Source organism: Halobacillus amylolyticus, assembly GCF_022921115.1.
In the GTDB taxonomy this organism is placed as follows: Bacteria; Bacillota; Bacilli; order Bacillales; family Halobacillaceae; genus Halobacillus_A; species Halobacillus_A amylolyticus.
In genome coordinates this window covers 399,485-417,571 of sequence record NZ_CP095075.1, presented here as the reverse complement: position 1 = coordinate 417,571, position 18,087 = coordinate 399,485, and the positions used below count along the sequence as shown (strand labels likewise).

13 protein-coding genes and 2 pseudogenes are annotated in these 18,087 nt (G+C 40.7%); 3 read left to right on the top strand and 12 right to left on the bottom strand.

The window, feature by feature from the left end:
• Positions 1 to 17 precede the first annotated feature (17 nt).
• The 6 genes and pseudogenes from MUO15_RS02230 to MUO15_RS02205 all read right to left on the bottom strand — a co-directional run bounded on the left by MUO15_RS02230 (position 18) and on the right by MUO15_RS02205 (position 7,871).
• Positions 18 to 956: a thiamine pyrophosphate-dependent dehydrogenase E1 component subunit alpha gene (locus MUO15_RS02230; protein WP_245035810.1), complete on the bottom strand. Its 939-nt coding sequence runs from the start codon at positions 954 to 956 to the stop codon at positions 18 to 20.
• Positions 957 to 1,031: 75 nt separating this feature from the next.
• On the bottom strand, positions 1,032 to 2,453 hold the full coding sequence (gene lpdA, locus MUO15_RS02225) for a dihydrolipoyl dehydrogenase (protein ID WP_245033151.1): 1,422 nt from the start codon (positions 2,451 to 2,453) through the stop codon (positions 1,032 to 1,034).
• 176 nt (positions 2,454 to 2,629) lie between these two features.
• Positions 2,630 to 3,715: a butyrate kinase gene (buk, locus tag MUO15_RS02220; RefSeq protein WP_245033149.1), complete on the bottom strand. Its 1,086-nt coding sequence runs from the start codon at positions 3,713 to 3,715 to the stop codon at positions 2,630 to 2,632.
• A gap of 21 nt (positions 3,716 to 3,736) precedes the next feature.
• Positions 3,737 to 4,830: pseudogene (bcd, locus tag MUO15_RS02215) on the bottom strand (branched-chain amino acid dehydrogenase).
• A 14-nt stretch (positions 4,831 to 4,844) separates the two neighbouring features.
• A complete protein-coding gene (yqiS, locus tag MUO15_RS02210) occupies positions 4,845 to 5,744 on the bottom strand; it encodes a phosphate butyryltransferase (protein WP_245033147.1) in 900 nt (299 codons plus the stop codon).
• A 58-nt stretch (positions 5,745 to 5,802) separates the two neighbouring features.
• A pseudogene (locus MUO15_RS02205) lies at positions 5,803 to 7,871 on the bottom strand (sigma 54-interacting transcriptional regulator).
• A gap of 137 nt (positions 7,872 to 8,008) precedes the next feature.
• On the opposite strand from MUO15_RS02205, the gene MUO15_RS02200 reads away from it, so the two are divergent.
• The 3 genes from MUO15_RS02200 (at position 8,009) to MUO15_RS02190 (ending at position 11,005) form a co-directional block, all read left to right on the top strand.
• Positions 8,009 to 8,242 (top strand): DUF2627 domain-containing protein, encoded by a 234-nt coding sequence (locus MUO15_RS02200; protein WP_245033145.1) that lies wholly within the window; start codon positions 8,009 to 8,011, stop codon positions 8,240 to 8,242.
• A 109-nt stretch (positions 8,243 to 8,351) separates the two neighbouring features.
• Positions 8,352 to 10,259: a DUF294 nucleotidyltransferase-like domain-containing protein gene (locus tag MUO15_RS02195; protein WP_245033143.1), complete on the top strand. Its 1,908-nt coding sequence runs from the start codon at positions 8,352 to 8,354 to the stop codon at positions 10,257 to 10,259.
• Positions 10,259 to 11,005, top strand: coding sequence for a 3'-5' exonuclease (locus tag MUO15_RS02190; protein ID WP_245033141.1), 747 nt, complete (start codon positions 10,259 to 10,261; stop codon positions 11,003 to 11,005). The genes MUO15_RS02195 and MUO15_RS02190 overlap by 1 nt, the downstream gene beginning before the upstream one ends.
• 19 nt (positions 11,006 to 11,024) lie before the next feature.
• On the opposite strand, the gene MUO15_RS02185 is transcribed toward MUO15_RS02190, so the two are convergent.
• The 6 genes from MUO15_RS02185 to MUO15_RS02160 all read right to left on the bottom strand — a co-directional run bounded on the left by MUO15_RS02185 (position 11,025) and on the right by MUO15_RS02160 (position 18,086).
• Positions 11,025 to 12,374, bottom strand: a complete 1,350-nt coding sequence (locus MUO15_RS02185) for an aspartate kinase (protein WP_245033139.1) — start codon at positions 12,372 to 12,374, stop codon at positions 11,025 to 11,027.
• A 116-nt stretch (positions 12,375 to 12,490) separates the two neighbouring features.
• Positions 12,491 to 13,264, bottom strand: coding sequence for a sporulation transcription factor Spo0A (spo0A, locus tag MUO15_RS02180; RefSeq protein ID WP_245033137.1), 774 nt, complete (start codon positions 13,262 to 13,264; stop codon positions 12,491 to 12,493).
• 234 nt (positions 13,265 to 13,498) lie between these two features.
• Entirely contained in the window at positions 13,499 to 14,761 is a 1,263-nt protein-coding gene (gene spoIVB / locus MUO15_RS02175) for a SpoIVB peptidase (protein ID WP_256464160.1), read from the bottom strand.
• A 243-nt stretch (positions 14,762 to 15,004) separates the two neighbouring features.
• The gene (gene recN, locus MUO15_RS02170) at positions 15,005 to 16,732 is read right to left on the bottom strand and encodes a DNA repair protein RecN (protein WP_245033135.1); all 1,728 of its coding nucleotides are present in this window, start codon (positions 16,730 to 16,732) and stop codon (positions 15,005 to 15,007) included.
• A gap of 18 nt (positions 16,733 to 16,750) precedes the next feature.
• Positions 16,751 to 17,200, bottom strand: a complete 450-nt coding sequence (gene ahrC / locus MUO15_RS02165; protein ID WP_244753305.1) for a transcriptional regulator AhrC/ArgR — start codon at positions 17,198 to 17,200, stop codon at positions 16,751 to 16,753.
• A 61-nt stretch (positions 17,201 to 17,261) separates the two neighbouring features.
• Positions 17,262 to 18,086, bottom strand: coding sequence for a TlyA family RNA methyltransferase (locus MUO15_RS02160; protein ID WP_245035806.1), 825 nt, complete (start codon positions 18,084 to 18,086; stop codon positions 17,262 to 17,264).
• Position 18,087: the final 1 nt, after the last annotated feature.

The following is an 18,087-nucleotide window of genomic DNA, read 5'->3' as shown; positions in this document are numbered from 1 at the left end:
TTTAAAGCTCTCCCTCCTTACTCCTCATATACATAGTTCAATGCAGATTCAGCTTCAGCATATGCAGCATTTTCTGCATAGTCTGTTGCCTCATTGACTAATTTGTTCAGCTCTTCGTTCAACTCTGTTTCTTTTTCTTCTGTTAAAATATTTTGCTCACGTAAATAATTAGCAAATGTAACAATGGAGTCTTTCTTTTTCGCTTCATCCACTTCATCACGTTCACGGTATGTGCGGTCATCATCATCACTAGAGTGAGGTGTTAGACGATAAGATACTGCCTCTATGAGTGAAGGACCTTCCCCTTTGCGACCACGGTCAGCAGCTGCTTTTACAACTTCATATACAGCAAGCGGGTCATTGCCATCAACCGTGTGGCCTGGCATGCCGTAGCCAATGGCTCTATCGGATACCTTTTCACAAGCCAGTTGCTTTTGGACAGGAACGGAAATCGCGTATTTGTTGTTCTCCACCATGAAAATAACAGGAAGCTTGTGAACCCCGGCAAAGTTTGCTCCTTCATGGAAATCTCCCTGGTTAGATGAGCCCTCCCCAAAGGTTACAAGAGAGACAAAGTCTTTCTTCTCCATTTTTCCTGCCAATGCAATGCCTACAGCATGTGGAACTTGAGTTGTTACAGGTGAAGAGCCGGTAACAATACGATTTTTCTTCTGACCAAAGTGACCCGGCATCTGGCGTCCGCCTGAGTTCGGATCTTCAGCTTTAGCAAAGCCTGAGAGCATTAGGTCTTTTACTGTCATTCCAAAAGAAAGCACAACTCCCATATCACGATAGTAAGGCAGTGCATAATCCTTGTCACGATCGAGAGCGTAAGAGGCACCGACCTGTGCTGCCTCCTGGCCTTGACAAGAGATAACAAACGGTATTTTACCTGCTCTGTTTAACAGCCACATACGTTCATCGACTTTTCTTGCTAACAGCATCGTTCGGTACATATCTAACACTTGATCGTCACTTAATCCTAATGATTTATGGCGATTTTTAGCCACGTGAATCCCTCCTTTTATTTCTTAACCATGTATTTGATTACCATCAACGGCCATTGCAGCCTCACCAATAGCTTCAGACAACGTTGGATGGGGGTGAATACTTTCAGAGATTTCCCAAGGTGTAGCGTCCAGTACTTTGGCAAGCCCGGCTTCAGAAATCATATCTGTTACGTGCGGACCAATCATATGAACCCCTAGTAAGTCATCATTCTCTTTATTTGCAATGATTTTCACAAAACCATCTGTCTCACCAAAAACAAGAGCTTTTCCAATTGCTTGAAATGGAAACTTGCCAACTTTCAATTCATATCCTTGCTCTTTCGCCTGCTGCTCAGTTAAACCGACACTAGCAACTTCTGGATTGGAATAAATACATGTTGGCACTTGATCAGGGTTCATTGGATGTGGATGTTTATTAGCCATATGTTCAACTGCAATCATACCTTCATGTGAAGCAACGTGAGCCAGTTGCATTCCACCAATGACATCCCCAATTGCGTAAATATGAGATTCTTTTGTTTGATAATTTGCATTCGTCTGAATGAAGCCATTTTCTACTTCAATATCTGTATTTTCAAGACCGATATTGTTGATATTTGCCGAACGTCCTACAGACACGAGCATTCGCTCAGCCTTGTAGGTAACGGTTTCCCCATCCACTTCTGCCTGAATAGCTACACCGTTATCAGTTTGCAATGTCTCTGATAGAACTTTGGCATCTGTAATGATCTCGACACCTTTTTTCTTGATTTGTTTCAACATCTCTTTAGAAACATCTTGATCCTCAGTCGGGAGAATGTGAGGCAAGTACTCAAGTACCGTCACCTTAACATCAAAATCAGCCAACATAGATGCCCATTCAATCCCAATAACACCTCCACCTACAATAATGATTGATGATGGTAACTTGTCCATATGGAGAGCCTCATCTGAGGTCAGCACGAACTCCCCGTCGACCTCAAGACCAGGAAGTGGTTTTGGACTTGAACCTGTGGCGATTAGTACATTCTTTGGTACGATCATTTCATTTTCTTCCCCATTGTTCATCTCTACAGAAATCGTTCCTGCTGTTGGCGAGAAAATAGAAGGTCCAAGGATTCGGCCAAACCCCTCAATAACATCGATTTTTCCTTTTTTCATCAAACCTTGAACACCTTTATGTAGAGTATCAACAATCGATTGCTTTCGTTCTTGGACTCTCGTAAAGTTTAATGTTGGCTCATTTGTTGTTATGCCATAGTCTCCCGCTTCTTTTGTTTGACGAAAAACTTCCGCACTACGCAAAAGTGCTTTAGAAGGAATACAACCACGATGCAAGCATGTCCCCCCGAGTTCTTGCTTCTCAACGATCGCTACTTTCAAACCAAGCTTTGACGCACGTATGGCAGCCACATATCCGCCAGTGCCTCCACCTAATACGACTAAATCATACTCTTCTGCCATATTTGTCTCTACTCCCTTTTAGTGAGTGTTCAAAAAGTTGCCAAATTAGAAGAAAGAAGGTCGAGGCGGCGTAGTTTTGAGCAACGGAACGTATGCTTAATGATACGTGAGTAGCGAAAACAAGCCAACGAAGAGATTCGCCTCTTATCATTTGGTGACTTTTTGAACAACCTCTTTTATTCAGCAAAATTTGGATAGTGCTTGGGAACCTCTTCATTGTTTAAGACACGAAGGGTTCCTTCATTAAGCGCTTCTAGTTCATTTTCACCCGGATAAACAAGAACATCCGCAATCCAGCTGATGCGCTTTGAAATTTCAGCAATAAATGCCTTTCCGTAGGCAAGACCGCCGGTTAAGGCAATCGCGTCTATTCGTCCTTCAAGAGTAACACTCATACTTCCAATCTCTTTAGCAATTTGGTACGCCATGGCCTCGTAGATAAGCTTAGCTTTCCTATCACCATGTTCAACCATTTTCTCCACTTCGAGCGCATCATTCGTATCTAGATAGGCCATTAAGCCGCCTTGCCCCACAAGCTTCTTCATAACTTCATCACGATAGAATTGTCCTGAATAACAGAGTGAAACAAGATCTCCAGCAGGGACAGTTCCTGCTCGTTCAGGAGAGAAAGGCCCATCACCATGAAGTCCATTGTTCACATCGATGACTCGTCCATTCGCGTGGGCACCAACAGTAATCCCTCCACCCATGTGTGTGACGATTAATCGAGATTTTTTATAAGATTTATCCAGGTCCTGCGCTGCTCTCCTAGCCACAGCCTTTTGATTCAAAGCATGAAAAATGCTTTTTCTCGGTATTTCGGGTACGCCGGAAATACGTGCTAATTCATGGAGCTCATCTACAACAACCGGGTCAACAATGTAGGCCCTTATGTTTAACCCTTTAGCAATTTCATGAGCAATAATCCCCCCCAAATTTGAGGCATGCTCTCCATTGTAACCATCTCTTAAATCCTTAAGCATAGCATCGTTCACTTCGTATGTGCCGCCTTCGATAGGACGAAGCAAACCTCCGCGCCCGCACACAGCGCTGAGTTTACTTATGTTCATACCCTCTTCATCTAGCACAGTCAAAATGACCTGTTTTCGAAATTCATACTGATCAATAATTCTTTTATACTGATTCACTTCTTCTGGCGTATGACGGATCGTTTTTTCAAATACGACTTGCTCATCGTCAAAAACACCTATTTTTGTAGATGTGGAACCAGGGTTTATAACAAGTATTCGGTGTGATTGCAAATTCGTTGACCTCCGTTGTCCTTATCTTCTACTTAAAATATGGTGACCATTTTGTAGGAACTGGCTACGAGATTTACGCATACGCTCAATTCGCTCCTCAGCCATGCGGTCAGCAGCTTTATAAGTTGGAATATCGTCACGGCGAGAAATTTCGAACACCCGTGTAACATTGTCATAGATTGTTTCTACACGTTTCATGGCACGTTCTTCGTTGTAACCATTTAGTTCGTCAGCAACGTTTATAACCCCCCTGCATTAATTACATAGTCTGGTGTATAAACAACGCCTTTCTCATGAAGAATATCGCCATGCTTGGTTTCTTTTAATTGGTTGTTGGCTGCACCAGCAATTACTTTAGCTTTAATTTGCGGAATCGTATCATCGTTGATCGTTGCACCCAACGCACAAGGGGCATAAATGTCACAATCAACACTATAAATTTCTTCCGTTGTAACGGCCCTAGCTCCGAATTCATCTACTGCACGCTGAACCGCCTCTTTATTGATGTCCGTTACAATTAAATGCGCGCCTTCTTCGTGAAGGTGGCGGCATAGGGTGAAGGCGACATTTCCTACACCTTGTACAGCAATCGTTTTACCCTCAAGAGAATCACTTCCAAATCCTTCTTTCGCTGCCGCTTTCATTCCGCGGTAAACACCATAAGCTGTTACAGGAGATGGATTCCCTGAGGACCCAAATGCCTCAGAGATGCCTGTTACGTAATCAGTCTCTTCGTGAATGAGATCCATATCTTGAACTGTTGTGCCGACATCCTCTGCTGTAATGTAACGTCCGTTTAAACCTTGAATGTAACGTCCAAAGGCACGAAACAAAGCTTCATTTTTCACCGTTTTAGGGTCCCCCATGATGACCGTCTTTCCACCGCCAAGGTTAAGTCCAGCTGCAGCATTTTTATACGTCATTCCTTTTGCAAGACGAAGTGCATCTTCAATAGCTGCTTCTTCCGTTTCATATTGCCAAATACGTGTCCCGCCTAACGCAGGTCCGAGCGTTGTATCATGAATGGCGATAATCGCTTTCAAGCCTGATTGTTCATCTTGGCAGAAAAGTAATTGCTCGTAATCATACTCAGTCATATATTTGAAAATTTCCATTGTTATTCCTCCAATTATTTGCTTGATTGTAAAGCTAATGCTAATGAATACACTTTGCTTTGAGCAGAATCGGCTCTTGATGTTAACACGATCGGAGCTTTGGCCCCACTGATCACACCAGCCACCTTTGCACCGGCAAAATATATAAACGACTTATATAATGCATTTGCCACTTCAATTGTCGGCACCATTAGTATATCAGCAGCGCCAGCCACTTCTGAGTTGATCCCTTTTTGCTTAGCAGCTTGTAAATCAACAGCATTATCAAATGCCAGCGGACCATCTATGATACAATTTTTGATTTGTCCGCGACGATTCATTTGCGTCAACATCGCCGCATCTTGAGTAGCAGGCATTGCCAGGTTAACTACTTCGACTGCAGCAAGCGGTGCAACCTTTGGTAAAGTCCAACCTGCATGATTTGCTACCTCTACTACATTCCTAACGATTTGAGCCTTCTCATCTAAAGTAGGAGCAATATTCATCGCTGAATCTGTTAAAAAGATAAGTCGGTCTTTGTTTGGAACTTCAAACAAAGCAACGTGTGAAAGGACACGATTTGACCGTAAGCCATGTTGTTTGTTTAAGACAGCTTTAAGTAAGTGTTTCGTGTCGATGTGGCCTTTCATCACTACATGTGCTTCTCCTTCACGAACAGCTTTTACTGCTTCATCAGCAAATTGCCCTTCAGCAGAAGACTTAACGCTGACACCAGACTGTGACAAATCTAACCCAACTTCCTCTGCAAGAAGTTTGATGTTGTCTTGGTCACCAACTAAAAGAAACCTTGCCATGTTTATCTCAAGTGCATGTTTAACTGCTCTTAGTACCTCGTGGTCAGCCGCCTGAGCAACGGCCACAGTTTGAAGATTGTTTCGATCTATTGTTTCAAGCAAATCATCTAATGACTTCATTTTCTCACCTCTTTTTTCCGATCCGCTTAACGACCATGCAACTTTTTGCAAAACTCATTCATTTCGCACGTTCTTTATCAAGCTTATACTTATCAAGCTTATAATAAAGATTTCGAATCGAAATTCCTAAGGCTTTAGCGGTCCTAGTTTTATTAAAGTTATGGGAACGGAACGCGTCTGCCAACAGATCCTTCTCATATTCATCGACTGCATCTTGAAGTGTCCCCCAAGCCAAATAGATTCTTCACCCTGGATATCTGAAAAAGCCGTTTCATTTTTTAATAGAGAGGGAATATGTTTTTTTTCAATGATATCTTGATAATTCTCCATATAAATCATTGCTCTGCCGATAATATTCTCAAGCTCTCTTACATTCCCGGGCCAATCATATTCGCACAGCTTCTCTAATGCTTCCTCATGAATGCACGTTACATTTCTCCCGTAATCCTCATTCAGCTTTTGAATTAAATGGGTGGTAAGCGGCTTGAGGTCCTCTTTCCGTTCCCGAAGCGGCGGGATATAAATGGGTAAGCGGTTGAGACGATAATAAAGATCCTCCCTAAAGCTTTTTTTCATGATGGCTTTTTCTAAATTAATGTTCGTAGCGGCAATCACTCGTACATCAACATGGATGGGCTTCGTCCCTCCAACTCGTACAATCTCTTTTTCCTGCAAAACACGCAGGAGTTTTGCTTGCATCGTTAAGGTTAGTTCACCAATTTCATCCAGAAATATACTGCCATTGTTCGCCTCTTCAAAAAAACCTTTCCTCCCATTCCGTTTTGCACCAGCAAAAGTACCGTCCTCGTAACCAAATAGTTCGCTCTCAAGCATCGTTTCAGCAATAGCTGCACAATTTACACGGATAAACTTATTGTGTCTCCGCTTACTTTCATTATGAATGGCGTGAGCAAACAGCTCTTTACCTGTACCAGACTCTCCACGGAGAAGAACCGTCGCTGGTGTTCTTGCACCCACTTTTGCTTGCTCAAGGGGTAATGTCATTTCCTGGGATCCGCCAATGACATCATCAAAGGTATACTTAGCTTCGAGACTCCTTATTATTTGTCGCGCTCGTCTCAACTCACTTGTTAATGATTGAATTTCTGTTACGTCATGTAGAACACCAACACTTCCTTTTAGTTTCCCATCAACGATAACAGGAGCAACATTGACTAGTACGTCTTTATCAGAAGGTCCCACTTTCATTCGGGTGCCCCGAACTGGCCGACGTGTTTTAAGAACCTTCATGTGCATACTTTCCCCTTCAGAAATGTCGACAGTCGCCGGTCTGCCGATGATTTCCTTTTCTTTAAGTCCAGTAATTCGGGTGTAGGCAGGGTTTACCATTAAACCGTTTCCATTTTCATCTACGACGGAAATAGCCTCGTCTGAAGACTGAATTATTGCCTCAAGCATTGTTTTTACTTCTTTCAAATCGGTGATCTCTTCTGCTAAATCCACGACTTCTGTAATATCTTTAAATACCGCATAAGCGCCAATTACTTTCTCGTTACTTCCCACAATAGGAATTCGCGTAGTGATTACCTTATTCCCATTTTTAAGCTGAAGTTTTTGATTCACCTCTTTACGCTGTGTTGATAATAAATGGGGCAGCCTTGAATCTGGAATCACCTTATTTACATGTTCTCCAATAACCTCGCGTCTGTTCTTCCGAAGGATTCGCTCACTGCTTTTATTCATAAAAGACACACGCTCATTTGCGTCAATGACGATCATACCATCATGAATACTATTTAAAATCAATGTTTGATTATCTGTTTGCTGTTTTAGTTCTGTAAGTAGAGATTCCTTCTCTTCCAATAGTTCAGATGTGATATAAGCAACGTCACCGGGAATTAATACCGTTTTGCTCGAACGTTCAGCACGAATATCCTCAAAAACTTGATCACTTCCTGTTGCCTCGATGACAATATCTATATTGTTATGTATATAGTCACGCCAGTTTTCACCTGTTGCGATACCAAATGAGACAGCCTGCTTAAGCCCTTCAGCTTCAGGGTTAATATCTGTAACAGCGACCACAGCCATACGATCTGTTTCTTTTAATAACTGCATTAAGGCCATACCGCCTTTGCCAGCTCCGACAATGAGTACACGTTTCATATCATCACATCCTGCAATATTTTGCGCAATTCCATCGTATCTTATTATGCATACTTTAGCAAGAGGCGGCTCTATTTTCAGTTCAATCTGCTTTTGGTATACTAAGGATTGATTGAATAACAAAGGAGAACAGTTTCATGCGGATTATTGCTCTACTATTATTAGTTACGCCTGGGGTTATTGCAGTTATTGGAATAAAATTAATCCGGGATGCCTTATTTAATGTGTTTCATCCCATGTTTTTTCATGTAGCTATTCAGGGGATTATCGGGGTACTTTTTGTTGTGGGAGGGATTGCGTTTATTGGCGGGTTCATCCTTCATCGTGACCGTAAAAGAAACCTTACCAAAGGACGCTTTAAGAAGAAGTAGAGCCTGTTTGCTCTGCTTTTTTTATTTCCTTGAGGGCACGAGGCGTCCCTCTTAGGCTAGATACCAAAACAATCTATCCTCTCTTATTAAGTAAAAGGAGTGCTGCTATGTGAGCCACACATTTGAATTTTACAGAAGCCAATACCCATTTGAATTATTAACAGATAAAGAATTTGAAGAGATATTTGGTAATGCGGTTGTTAAAGAATATAGTAAGAATGAATTTATTATCCACGAAGATGAGAACGAGGACACAATAGATATTCATTTTCTCGTCTCGGGCTTAGCCCAAAATATTATGCACCGATCGAACGGAAGACAACTTTCCGTCCGCTTTTACTATCCGGGAGATCTAGTCGGGATAATGATTCTGCTGACAAGCGGAGAGATGAGATTCTCTGTTCAGGCACTTGAATCTGTAAAAACACTTCGTTTTAACCAAGCCTCTTTTCTAGAGATCATGTCGAACAATACACAATTTTCAAAAGTAGTGTTGGACGGAATCAGTCACCTTATGAAAAGCCTTTATGATGAAGTTAAATACAAAAGTTCAACAGATGAACAGGATGATCGTGAACTTTATAAAAAAAGAGCCGGCGCTTATATGGAGCCTCCTACCTTCATTCATCCGGCAGAATCAGTGGAAAAAGCCGCGAGAATGTTACAACAGCAAAAAATTGAAGCGCTAATTGTCAGTGAAGACCGTGAAAGTCTACTAGGAATGATTGGCTATGGAGATTTACTAAAGGCCTATTTTGAGAATAACCATCAAGATCCTGTCAACGATCACATGTCAGAAGAATCGTATTCCATAAGTGATCAGGAATTCATTTATGATGCCTTAAGTTATTTAAAGCACCACCCAACAGAAATCATCCCTGTCCATCATAAGGACAAAATTGTTGGGATCCTAAGGCAGTCCTCCTTCTTTACAATAAAAAATTCTGTTTATTTTGATTTGACCTATCAAATTTCTAATGCAACGAGTGTTGATGAAATCAAAGCACTTTCTCCAGTGTATAACCAAGGGTTCCAGGAGTTTGTTGCAAGCTTAATTGATGAGCAAATGTTCGCCTATGACATTGCTGAATTAATGACAAACTACAATGATCGAATTCATAAGCAAGTCGTGCAAATTGCAGAGGACGAAATGATTGCAGAAGGTCACGGAACTCCTCCAGTCAACTATTGTTTCTTGGTAATGGGTAGTGAAGGTCGCAAGGAACAAGCCTTTTCAACAGACCAAGATAACGGAATGATTCTCTCCGATTATGACCAATCGAGAAATAGGGAGCATATCGAACAATATTTTCTCTATTTTTCACAAAAAATTAATGCCATGTTAAATGAATGTGGTTACCCTTACTGTACTGGAGGGATCATGGCGAAAGAAAACAAGTGGAGACAACAAATGAGTGAGTGGCGCAACAACATCAACGACTGGATTAAGAAAATGGATGCGGAGGAAATAAGGGATTTTACTATTTTTATGGATTTCCGCCCTATTTCCGGGGATTTTTCACTCGCCTATGATTTAAAAAAATATGTTGTACAACGAGTGCAACGATCCCTAGGATTACACCAATTACTCATGAAGGACACGTTGCGGTTCCGAGTCCCAGTCCAACCATTTGGAAGAATTTCCGCGGTTGGGAAAAAACGCACCTTAAATATTAAAAAGTCAGCCATCATGCAAATTGTTAATGCGATTCGAATTTATAGCATGAAGTACGGTGTCGAGTCCATTAACACAATCAATCGATTAGATGCCTTAGCAGAACAAGAACGATTTCATCCTAGAGACGTAGAAAATACCAAGCTTGCATTGCATCGTCTTATGTTATTTCGTTTAAAAGAGAACTTAAACCAATTGCAAAATAATAAACCCCTCTCGAATGATTTGCAATTAACTCAGCTTAACAAGATTGAACGACGTTCCTTAAAAGACGGATTATTGATAGCTAAACGTCTCCAACAAGTGCTTGAACTGAGCTATAACCGAAATCGGGTGAAGTAATGTTACCTATTGACTTGCAAATTTTAAAGTATATTTTTTTTGAAAAACCGATTTACGCTTATAAACTTCGTCCTCAATTTAAATGGGCTTCTTATCAAGAGTTGTATGAGAGACTGCAGTTGTATGACGGGGAACCAAATATAGGACTAGCAAATCTGAAGGACATTGATTACACCATCTTTGACTTAGAAACGACCGGTTTCATTCCAGAGATCGGCCATGAGATCATATCAATCGGCGCCGTCAGAATTCACGGTCTTGAAACCTGTCACATTGACACGTTTCACCAAATCATCAGGCCTATTAGACCTGTTTCTAAATCCACATTTAAATTGACTGGATTGACCCGTGAGCAGATTGCTAATGGACATCCTTTCGTTGGAAGCTTCAAGGATTTCATGGAATTTAGCAAAGGTTCTGTTCTTGTTGCCCACCCAGCTAAGTTCGACATGCGATTTTTGCAATCGATGCTAAAACGTTGGAAGCTTCCTCATTATCATCCGCCTGTAATTGATTCACAAATTATGGCTCAATGGCTTTTCCCTGCAAAGAGACATCAGCTTGACCCGTTATTAAAACATTTTCATATTGAAAAAAGAGAACGCCATCACGCCTTAAATGATGCGATGATGACCTCCGAATTGTTCTTCAAATTACTCGAACACTCTATACAAAATGGCATTCAAACATATGGAGAGTTAAAAAGCGTGCTGAACGATACAAAAAAAGCGAGAAAGTCTAAATAAAAGACTTTCTCGCTTCTTATTAGCTGAAAAACGTTCGGTAAAGTGACTGAACAGCAGATGCTAATCCATCTGACTTGATCCCAAACATCATAGATACTTCAGATGAACCCTGGTTAATCATCTCAATGTTTACATTCGCATGTCTAAAGGCAGTAGCTGCTTGACTCGCTATGCCTATGGTTTGGTTCATCCCTTCACCAACGAGCATGATCATTGCCATATCTCTCTCTACTGTTATGGTATCTACATGCAGTTCCTCCGCAATCCGCCTCGTTACAACAGCCTCTTTCTCCTTAGGCAATTGGTGTTCACGAATAATAACAGACATATCATCAATCCCTGAAGGAGCATGTTCAAATGAAATCCCTTCATCTTCTAATATTTGCAAAAGTCTGCGCCCAAAACCGAGCTCACGGTTCATTAGATACTTACTCACATATAAGTTTAAAAAACCTTTATCACTCGCTATTCCAATGACATGGCCGTCTTTTTCCTCACGCTTATTAACAATCATCGTACCTTGTCCAGCTGGATTATTCGTATTTTTAATGCAGACAGGAATCTTCTCCTTAAAAGCGGGAATTAAAGCTTCATCATGGAATACGGAAAAACCAGCGTAAGAAAGCTCACGCATCTCCTTGTAAGTTAATGTCGACAGTTTCTTCGGATTGTCTACGATGGTTGGGTTAACACAAAAAACAGAATCAACATCAGTGAAATTTTCATATAACTCTGCTTTGACACCTGCTGCGACGATTGACCCTGTAATATCCGAACCTCCCCGAGAAAATGTCACCAGCTTTCCTTCTGGTGTATATCCAAAGAATCCCGGAATGACTAGAATTTCGTCACGTCTTCTGAGTTCGTATAAGTGATCAAAGCTCTCATCGAGTACCAATGCTCCCCCTGGCTCATCACTAACGAAAATCCCAGCCTCTTTTGGGTTAACATAAGATGATTCTAGTCCACTTGATTGTAGATAAGCACTTAAAAGTAAGGCCGTACCATCTTCTCCACAAGACTTAAGCGCATTTAACCCGGCGATATAATCACGAGAGACGGCTTCACACGCTTCTTTAATTCTTTTTTCTATCCTTCCCAAAACCTCGCCAGAAATATTCAAGTCCTTAGCAATTTCGGCGAAACGATCCATCACCTTGTTGTAAATCTGTTCATCTTTACTTCCATTATTTATGGATTCACCTAAGGATATTAACAAATCTGTTGTTTTTGTATCATTCGCATTCCTTTTACCAGGAGCTGATACCACAATTACTTTTCTCCTATCATCACTTCTGATAATATCTGTCACTTTTTTGAACTGGCTTGCATCAGCTACTGAGCTTCCCCCAAACTTTACTACCTTCATATGTACAACTCCTCAATTCATGAACTAAAGTAATTAATAATTAAGAATTGTATCATAAACGCTTTCTATTTAAAAATTAAAAATCCCTCTCGTATGAAGAGAGGGATCCTTAATCACTAGCTGGCTTTATGCTCTAGACGCAGGCGGTCAGCGACCATCGCAATAAATTCACTGTTCGTTGGTTTAGCTTTTGTGGAAGAAATTGTGTAACCAAATAGTGACGAAATGGCATCAATATTGCCACGATTCCAGGCTACTTCAATCGCATGCCTGATGGCGCGCTCAACACGAGAGGCTGTCGTATTATATTTCGTAGCAATGTCTGGATAAAGTACTTTCGTAATGGAGCCTAGAAGTTCAAGATCATTGTAAACCATGGTGATCGCTTCTCGCAAATACAAGTACCCTTTTATATGGGCTGGTACTCCCACTTCATGGATAATGTGCGTAATGCTCGTATCAAGATCTGGCTTTTTCGGTTTCGTATAGCTGCTTCCCACGGCACGATTAATCGGGTCACCAGCATGTTTAATCTGTCTTACCTGCTCACTTAAGTGATCTAAGTCGAATGGTTTCATCATAAAGTACGCGGCGCCTAATTCAACTGCTTTTTTGGTGACTTCTTCTTGTCCAAACGCTGTAAGCATAATGACTTCTGGCGGTTTTTCGAACTCTTTGACCTTTTGAAGCACAGCAAGACCGTCAATGTGCGGCATAATAATGTCTAATATAAGTACGTCAGGCTTTTTGCTAGCTAGCATGTCCAAACAATCTTTCCCGTTATATGCTGCACCAATCACTTCAATATCCTGAGTTTCTGAAAAATTCTCCTCCAGAAGATTTATTAACTCACGATTATCATCTGCCAAACAAACTTTAATTTTTTCCATTACACTTCCTCCTCACAAGAAATTCCTAACTCTCCACTAAACTAATTCGACACCAGGAAAAATAACCCTCTTTATTATAACAAATAAATTCGAGTTATTTAACATTATCTTTAAAATGCTTCTAATTGCTCTCATTTTCACTATAATTCGATAAATACTTACAGGAACGACTCCTGAATTGTCGAATTTTGTCGAATAAAAATAGAGTGCCTCACTCATGAGACACTCTCTAAATTATCCAGCTTTATTTATTTCCTCTTCTTTATAAATATCGACGCCTGCTTCTTTCAGCATCCATTCAATGTGAACACCATATCCTGAGGTGGGATCATTAACAAATACATGAGTTACGGCACCGATAATCTTTCCATCCTGTATAATCGGACTACCGCTCATTCCTTGAACAATTCCTCCTGTTTTCTTTAAAAGCTCTGGGTCGGTAACTTTCACAATCATTCCTTTAGTTACCGGTTCATCCTTAGGCATGTTACTGACAATCTCCACATCAAATTCTTGGAGCTTCTCTCCTTCAAGAACCGTTAAGATTTTTGCCGGTCCTTCTTTAACCTGTTCAGAATACCCAACAGGTAGGCCATCAGGATACTTCTCGTTCTCCATATCCTCATCTAACTTACCGAATATTCCAAATGAACTGTTCTTCGTAATTGTACCTATTCGATCTTTTCGCAGAGAGAATTCTGCCTTTTTCTCTCCAGGTACCCCCTGACTTCCCTTTTCAATCGAGGTTACATTTGATTCAACTATTGTGCCTTCACTAATCTCGATAGGCTGTCTTGTATCCATATCAGCAATGACATGACCTAACGCACCATATTTACCCGATTCAGGGTGGTAAAAACTCATTGTTCCTATTCCAGCAGCTGAATCGCGAACATAAAGCCCGATTTGATATTGTCCGTCTTGCTTATTTAAAGAAGGAGTTAAGGATGTCTCAAAGGTTTCTTCTCCTCTTTTAACTTTAAGTTTGATCGATTCATTTTGATCTCCAGAACTTTCTACAATGTCAGAAAGCTCTTCCATACTGTTTAATTCTTTTCCATTCCCCTTCAAGAGAATATCTCCAACATTTATATCTGACCGCTCTCCCGGTGACGTTGGCTCTTCCTTATTCTCATTAACAAGATGATGTCCGACTACAAGAACTCCCTTTGTTTGTAGTTGTACTCCAACCGAGTGACCACCAGGAATTAAGTGGATGTCTTTCATTTCTCTTACATCCGTTTTCTTTAATGGGATTCCTGCAAACTCATGATACACGTCACTTGTGGTTGGATCCACGTTCTCTGATGAGAAGGCTGTCCTTGCTTCATCTGATTGACTCCACACTTGAGAAGTCTCAGGTGTTTGGGAAGTACTAATACGAAGTTCCGTAGGGATGGATATATATTCTTGAAATGGGCTAAATAAAGGTAAAGCGAGCATCAACAACAGGAGAACGGAGCCACAAATATATTTTATTTTAAATTGACGAAACAATGCTGACCACTCCTTCTCACTCCTGCGCCAATGAATTGGCTTACTTATAATGTGGTCTTCAAGCGGTCTTTTTAAACGAGCATAATCACAGAAATTATAGGATGCATTGCCTTTGAAAGAAACATTCACCAACAAGAAAAGTGTATAGTACTATATTGAGCTGCGCAGAAAAATATATAGTGTTTTGTAACAATGTGTTAAATAAGTAAAAAGTGCATGGGATTTCCCCACACACTTAGTTTGTTAAACCTTTTGTTTATGTTTTGAAGCCAGCTTCAGCAACTCTCTTGCATGTTCAAGTGTCGTATTAGTCAATTCTGCACCCGTTATCATCCGGGATAGCTCATCTGCTTTATCCTCTTCAGATAGTTCAGTAACAACTGTGGAGGTGCGTTGATTGCTGATATTTTTCTCAATTCTTACATGCGTATCAGCCATAGCTGCAACCTGCGGTAAATGAGAAATACAAAGCACCTGTGAACCGACTGAAATACCATGGATCTTTTCTGCAATAGCCTGTGCTACTCTTCCACTTACACCTGTATCCACCTCATCAAATATAACACTTGTTACACCTTGATGACGTGAAAAAATACGTTTTAACGCTAGCATAATCCGCGACATTTCCCCTCCAGAAGCTACTTTATGTATTTCCTTTAGAGGCTCGCCTGGATTCGTTGTAATTAGGAAGGTAATGGTGTTAAAGCCATTAGGAAGTAGACGAACATGCTTTCCTTCAAATTCGGGATTATCTTGGCTTCCTTCCTTTATTGAGATATCAGCTTGAAATGAGGCTTTTTCTAAATAAAGATCTGTTAACTCCGAATGAATAAGTCCAGATAACCGTTCTGAAGTCTGTTTTCGTATATCATGGATATTCTTAGCTTCTAAGACAGCATCCTCACCAAGTTCCGTTATTTGCTGTTCTAATTTGTGAAGATGAGAATCCTTATTTTTAATTTCATCCATTTCCTCTTCTATTTCTGAGGCATATTCCATCATGTCCTCAACCGTTTGACCATATTTCTTCTTTAATCGGTTAAGTTCATTTAAGCGTGATTCTATCTCATTTAGACGCTCAGGATCAAATTCGAGTTCAGACATTTGAGTGCTTAATTGAAAAGTCAATTCTTCAATAACATAATAGCTGTTTGACATATCTTCTGAGAGCTTAGCCAGCTGGTTATCATAATCTGACGTACTTTCTAATGAATTCATTGCAAGGCTTAACCAATCTAACCCTTTTTGCTCTCCATATAAAGCATAATAGGCATCGTGGATTCCTTGATACACTTTCTCATAGTTCATAAGCTTCTTACGTTCTTCCTCAAGCTCCTCATCCTCATATGGACGTAATTCAGCTTCCTGAAGTTCTCTCAGCTGAAACTCAAGTAAGTCTAAACGTTGAGCCATTTCCTGTTCATTCTCACTAAGCTCTTTATAGCGTTTTTTCACGGTTTGATACTTTGAATACAGTTGTTTGTATTCATCTAAGGAAACGCGAAGCTGGTCTTTAGCAAACATATCTAGCAATTCAATATGATGGTCCGGATCCATTAAAGATTGCGTTTCATGTTGGCTATGGATATCAATTAAGCTGTAGCCAAACTCTTTTAGGATGCCTAAGGTCACAAGTTTTCCATTGACTCGGCAAATGCTTTTCCCTTGATGTGTAATGGTTCGTTGCAGCACAACCATTCCATCTTCACCAATCTCCACACCAAACTGCTTTCCCTTTTGATAAACAGCATGCCCTGTTTGGACGGTAAATAACCCCTCAATCTCTGCCTTAGCTGCACCGTGGCGGACATACTCTACAGAACCGCGTCCGCCAGATAGAAGTTGAATGGCATCTATAATGATGGACTTTCCTGCCCCTGTCTCACCGGTCAGAACTGTGAGTCCTTCTTTAAAAGTAATGGAAACCTGATCAATGATTGCAAAATCCTTTATGGATAATTCTGTTAACATAAAACGAGTCACCTCAGTTTATAGCATATTTAACAATTCTTCACTGATGCTCTCGGTTTGCTCTTTGCTCCTGCATATAATTAAACAAGTATCGTCGCCACATATCGTACCCATGATTGCTTCCCAATCAAGATTATCAATTAGAGCTCCCACTGCATTGGCATTGCCCGGCAGCGTTTTTAAAATAATAAAATGTCCAGCCTGATCAATACTAACGAAAGCATCCATCATTAAGCGTTTCAATTTTTCAAATGGATTAAAACGCTGGTCCGCTGGTAAACTGTACTTATAACGTCCATCGAGCATAGGCACTTTCACAAGGTGCAGTTCTTTGATATCACGAGAGATTGTTGCCTGTGTTACGTTATAGTCCATCGCTTTTAAACGATCCACTAATTCATCCTGGGTTTCAATGTCATCATTCGTAATCAATTCCCGAATTTTAATATGTCGTTGGCCTTTATTCATATAGAAAACTACCCTCCCATAACAAAAGGGCTAGAAGTTAGCCCTTAGATGTTAACAAGTATTACCCTTTATGATGTGCTTCATGTGCTTCATGCACGATTGTATTCATTTCGACATCAGGCTCCCTTTTTCCTTCTTTTTCGCCAGACCAATATAGGTGAACAAGAAACTCAATATTTCCGTCCCCCCCTGTTATTGGAGAATACGTTAAATTCTTAACGATAAAGCCAAGGTCAGTAGAAAAAGTAAGGATTTGTTCAATCACTTGTTTATGGATAGCAGGATCCTTTACAATTCCTTTTTTGCCTACTTGTTCTCGCCCCGCTTCAAATTGTGGTTTAATCAAGGCAACAACGTCACTCTTTGCTGCTAGTAATGTAGCTAAAACCGGAAGAATTATCCGCAGCGAAATAAACGAAACATCGATGGAGGCGAAATTCGGCTGTCCTTCTGTAAGGTCATCTGGTATAACATAGCGAAAATTCGTCCGTTCCATAACGATCACTTGGGGATGGTTTCTAAGCCGCCAGTCGAGTTGATTGTAACCGACATCAATCGCGTAACTTAAGCGAACACCATTTTGCAGACCGCAGTCAGTAAAACCTCCTGTCGATGATCCGATATCAATCATCGTTTTACCCTTTAAATCTAAGGAAAAGGTTCGGAGGGCTTTCTCCAGTTTTAATCCGCCTCTGCTGACATACGGAATAGCTCGTCCTTTTACCGTTATGTCAATGTCTTCATTCACCTTTTGCCCAGGTTTATCAAGACATATATTTTGTTCATAAACCAGGCCCGCCATAATGGTTCGCTTCGCCTTTTCTCTCGTCTCAATAAGTCCGCGCTCGACTAACAATAAATCTAAACGTACCTTTTTGCTCATAATG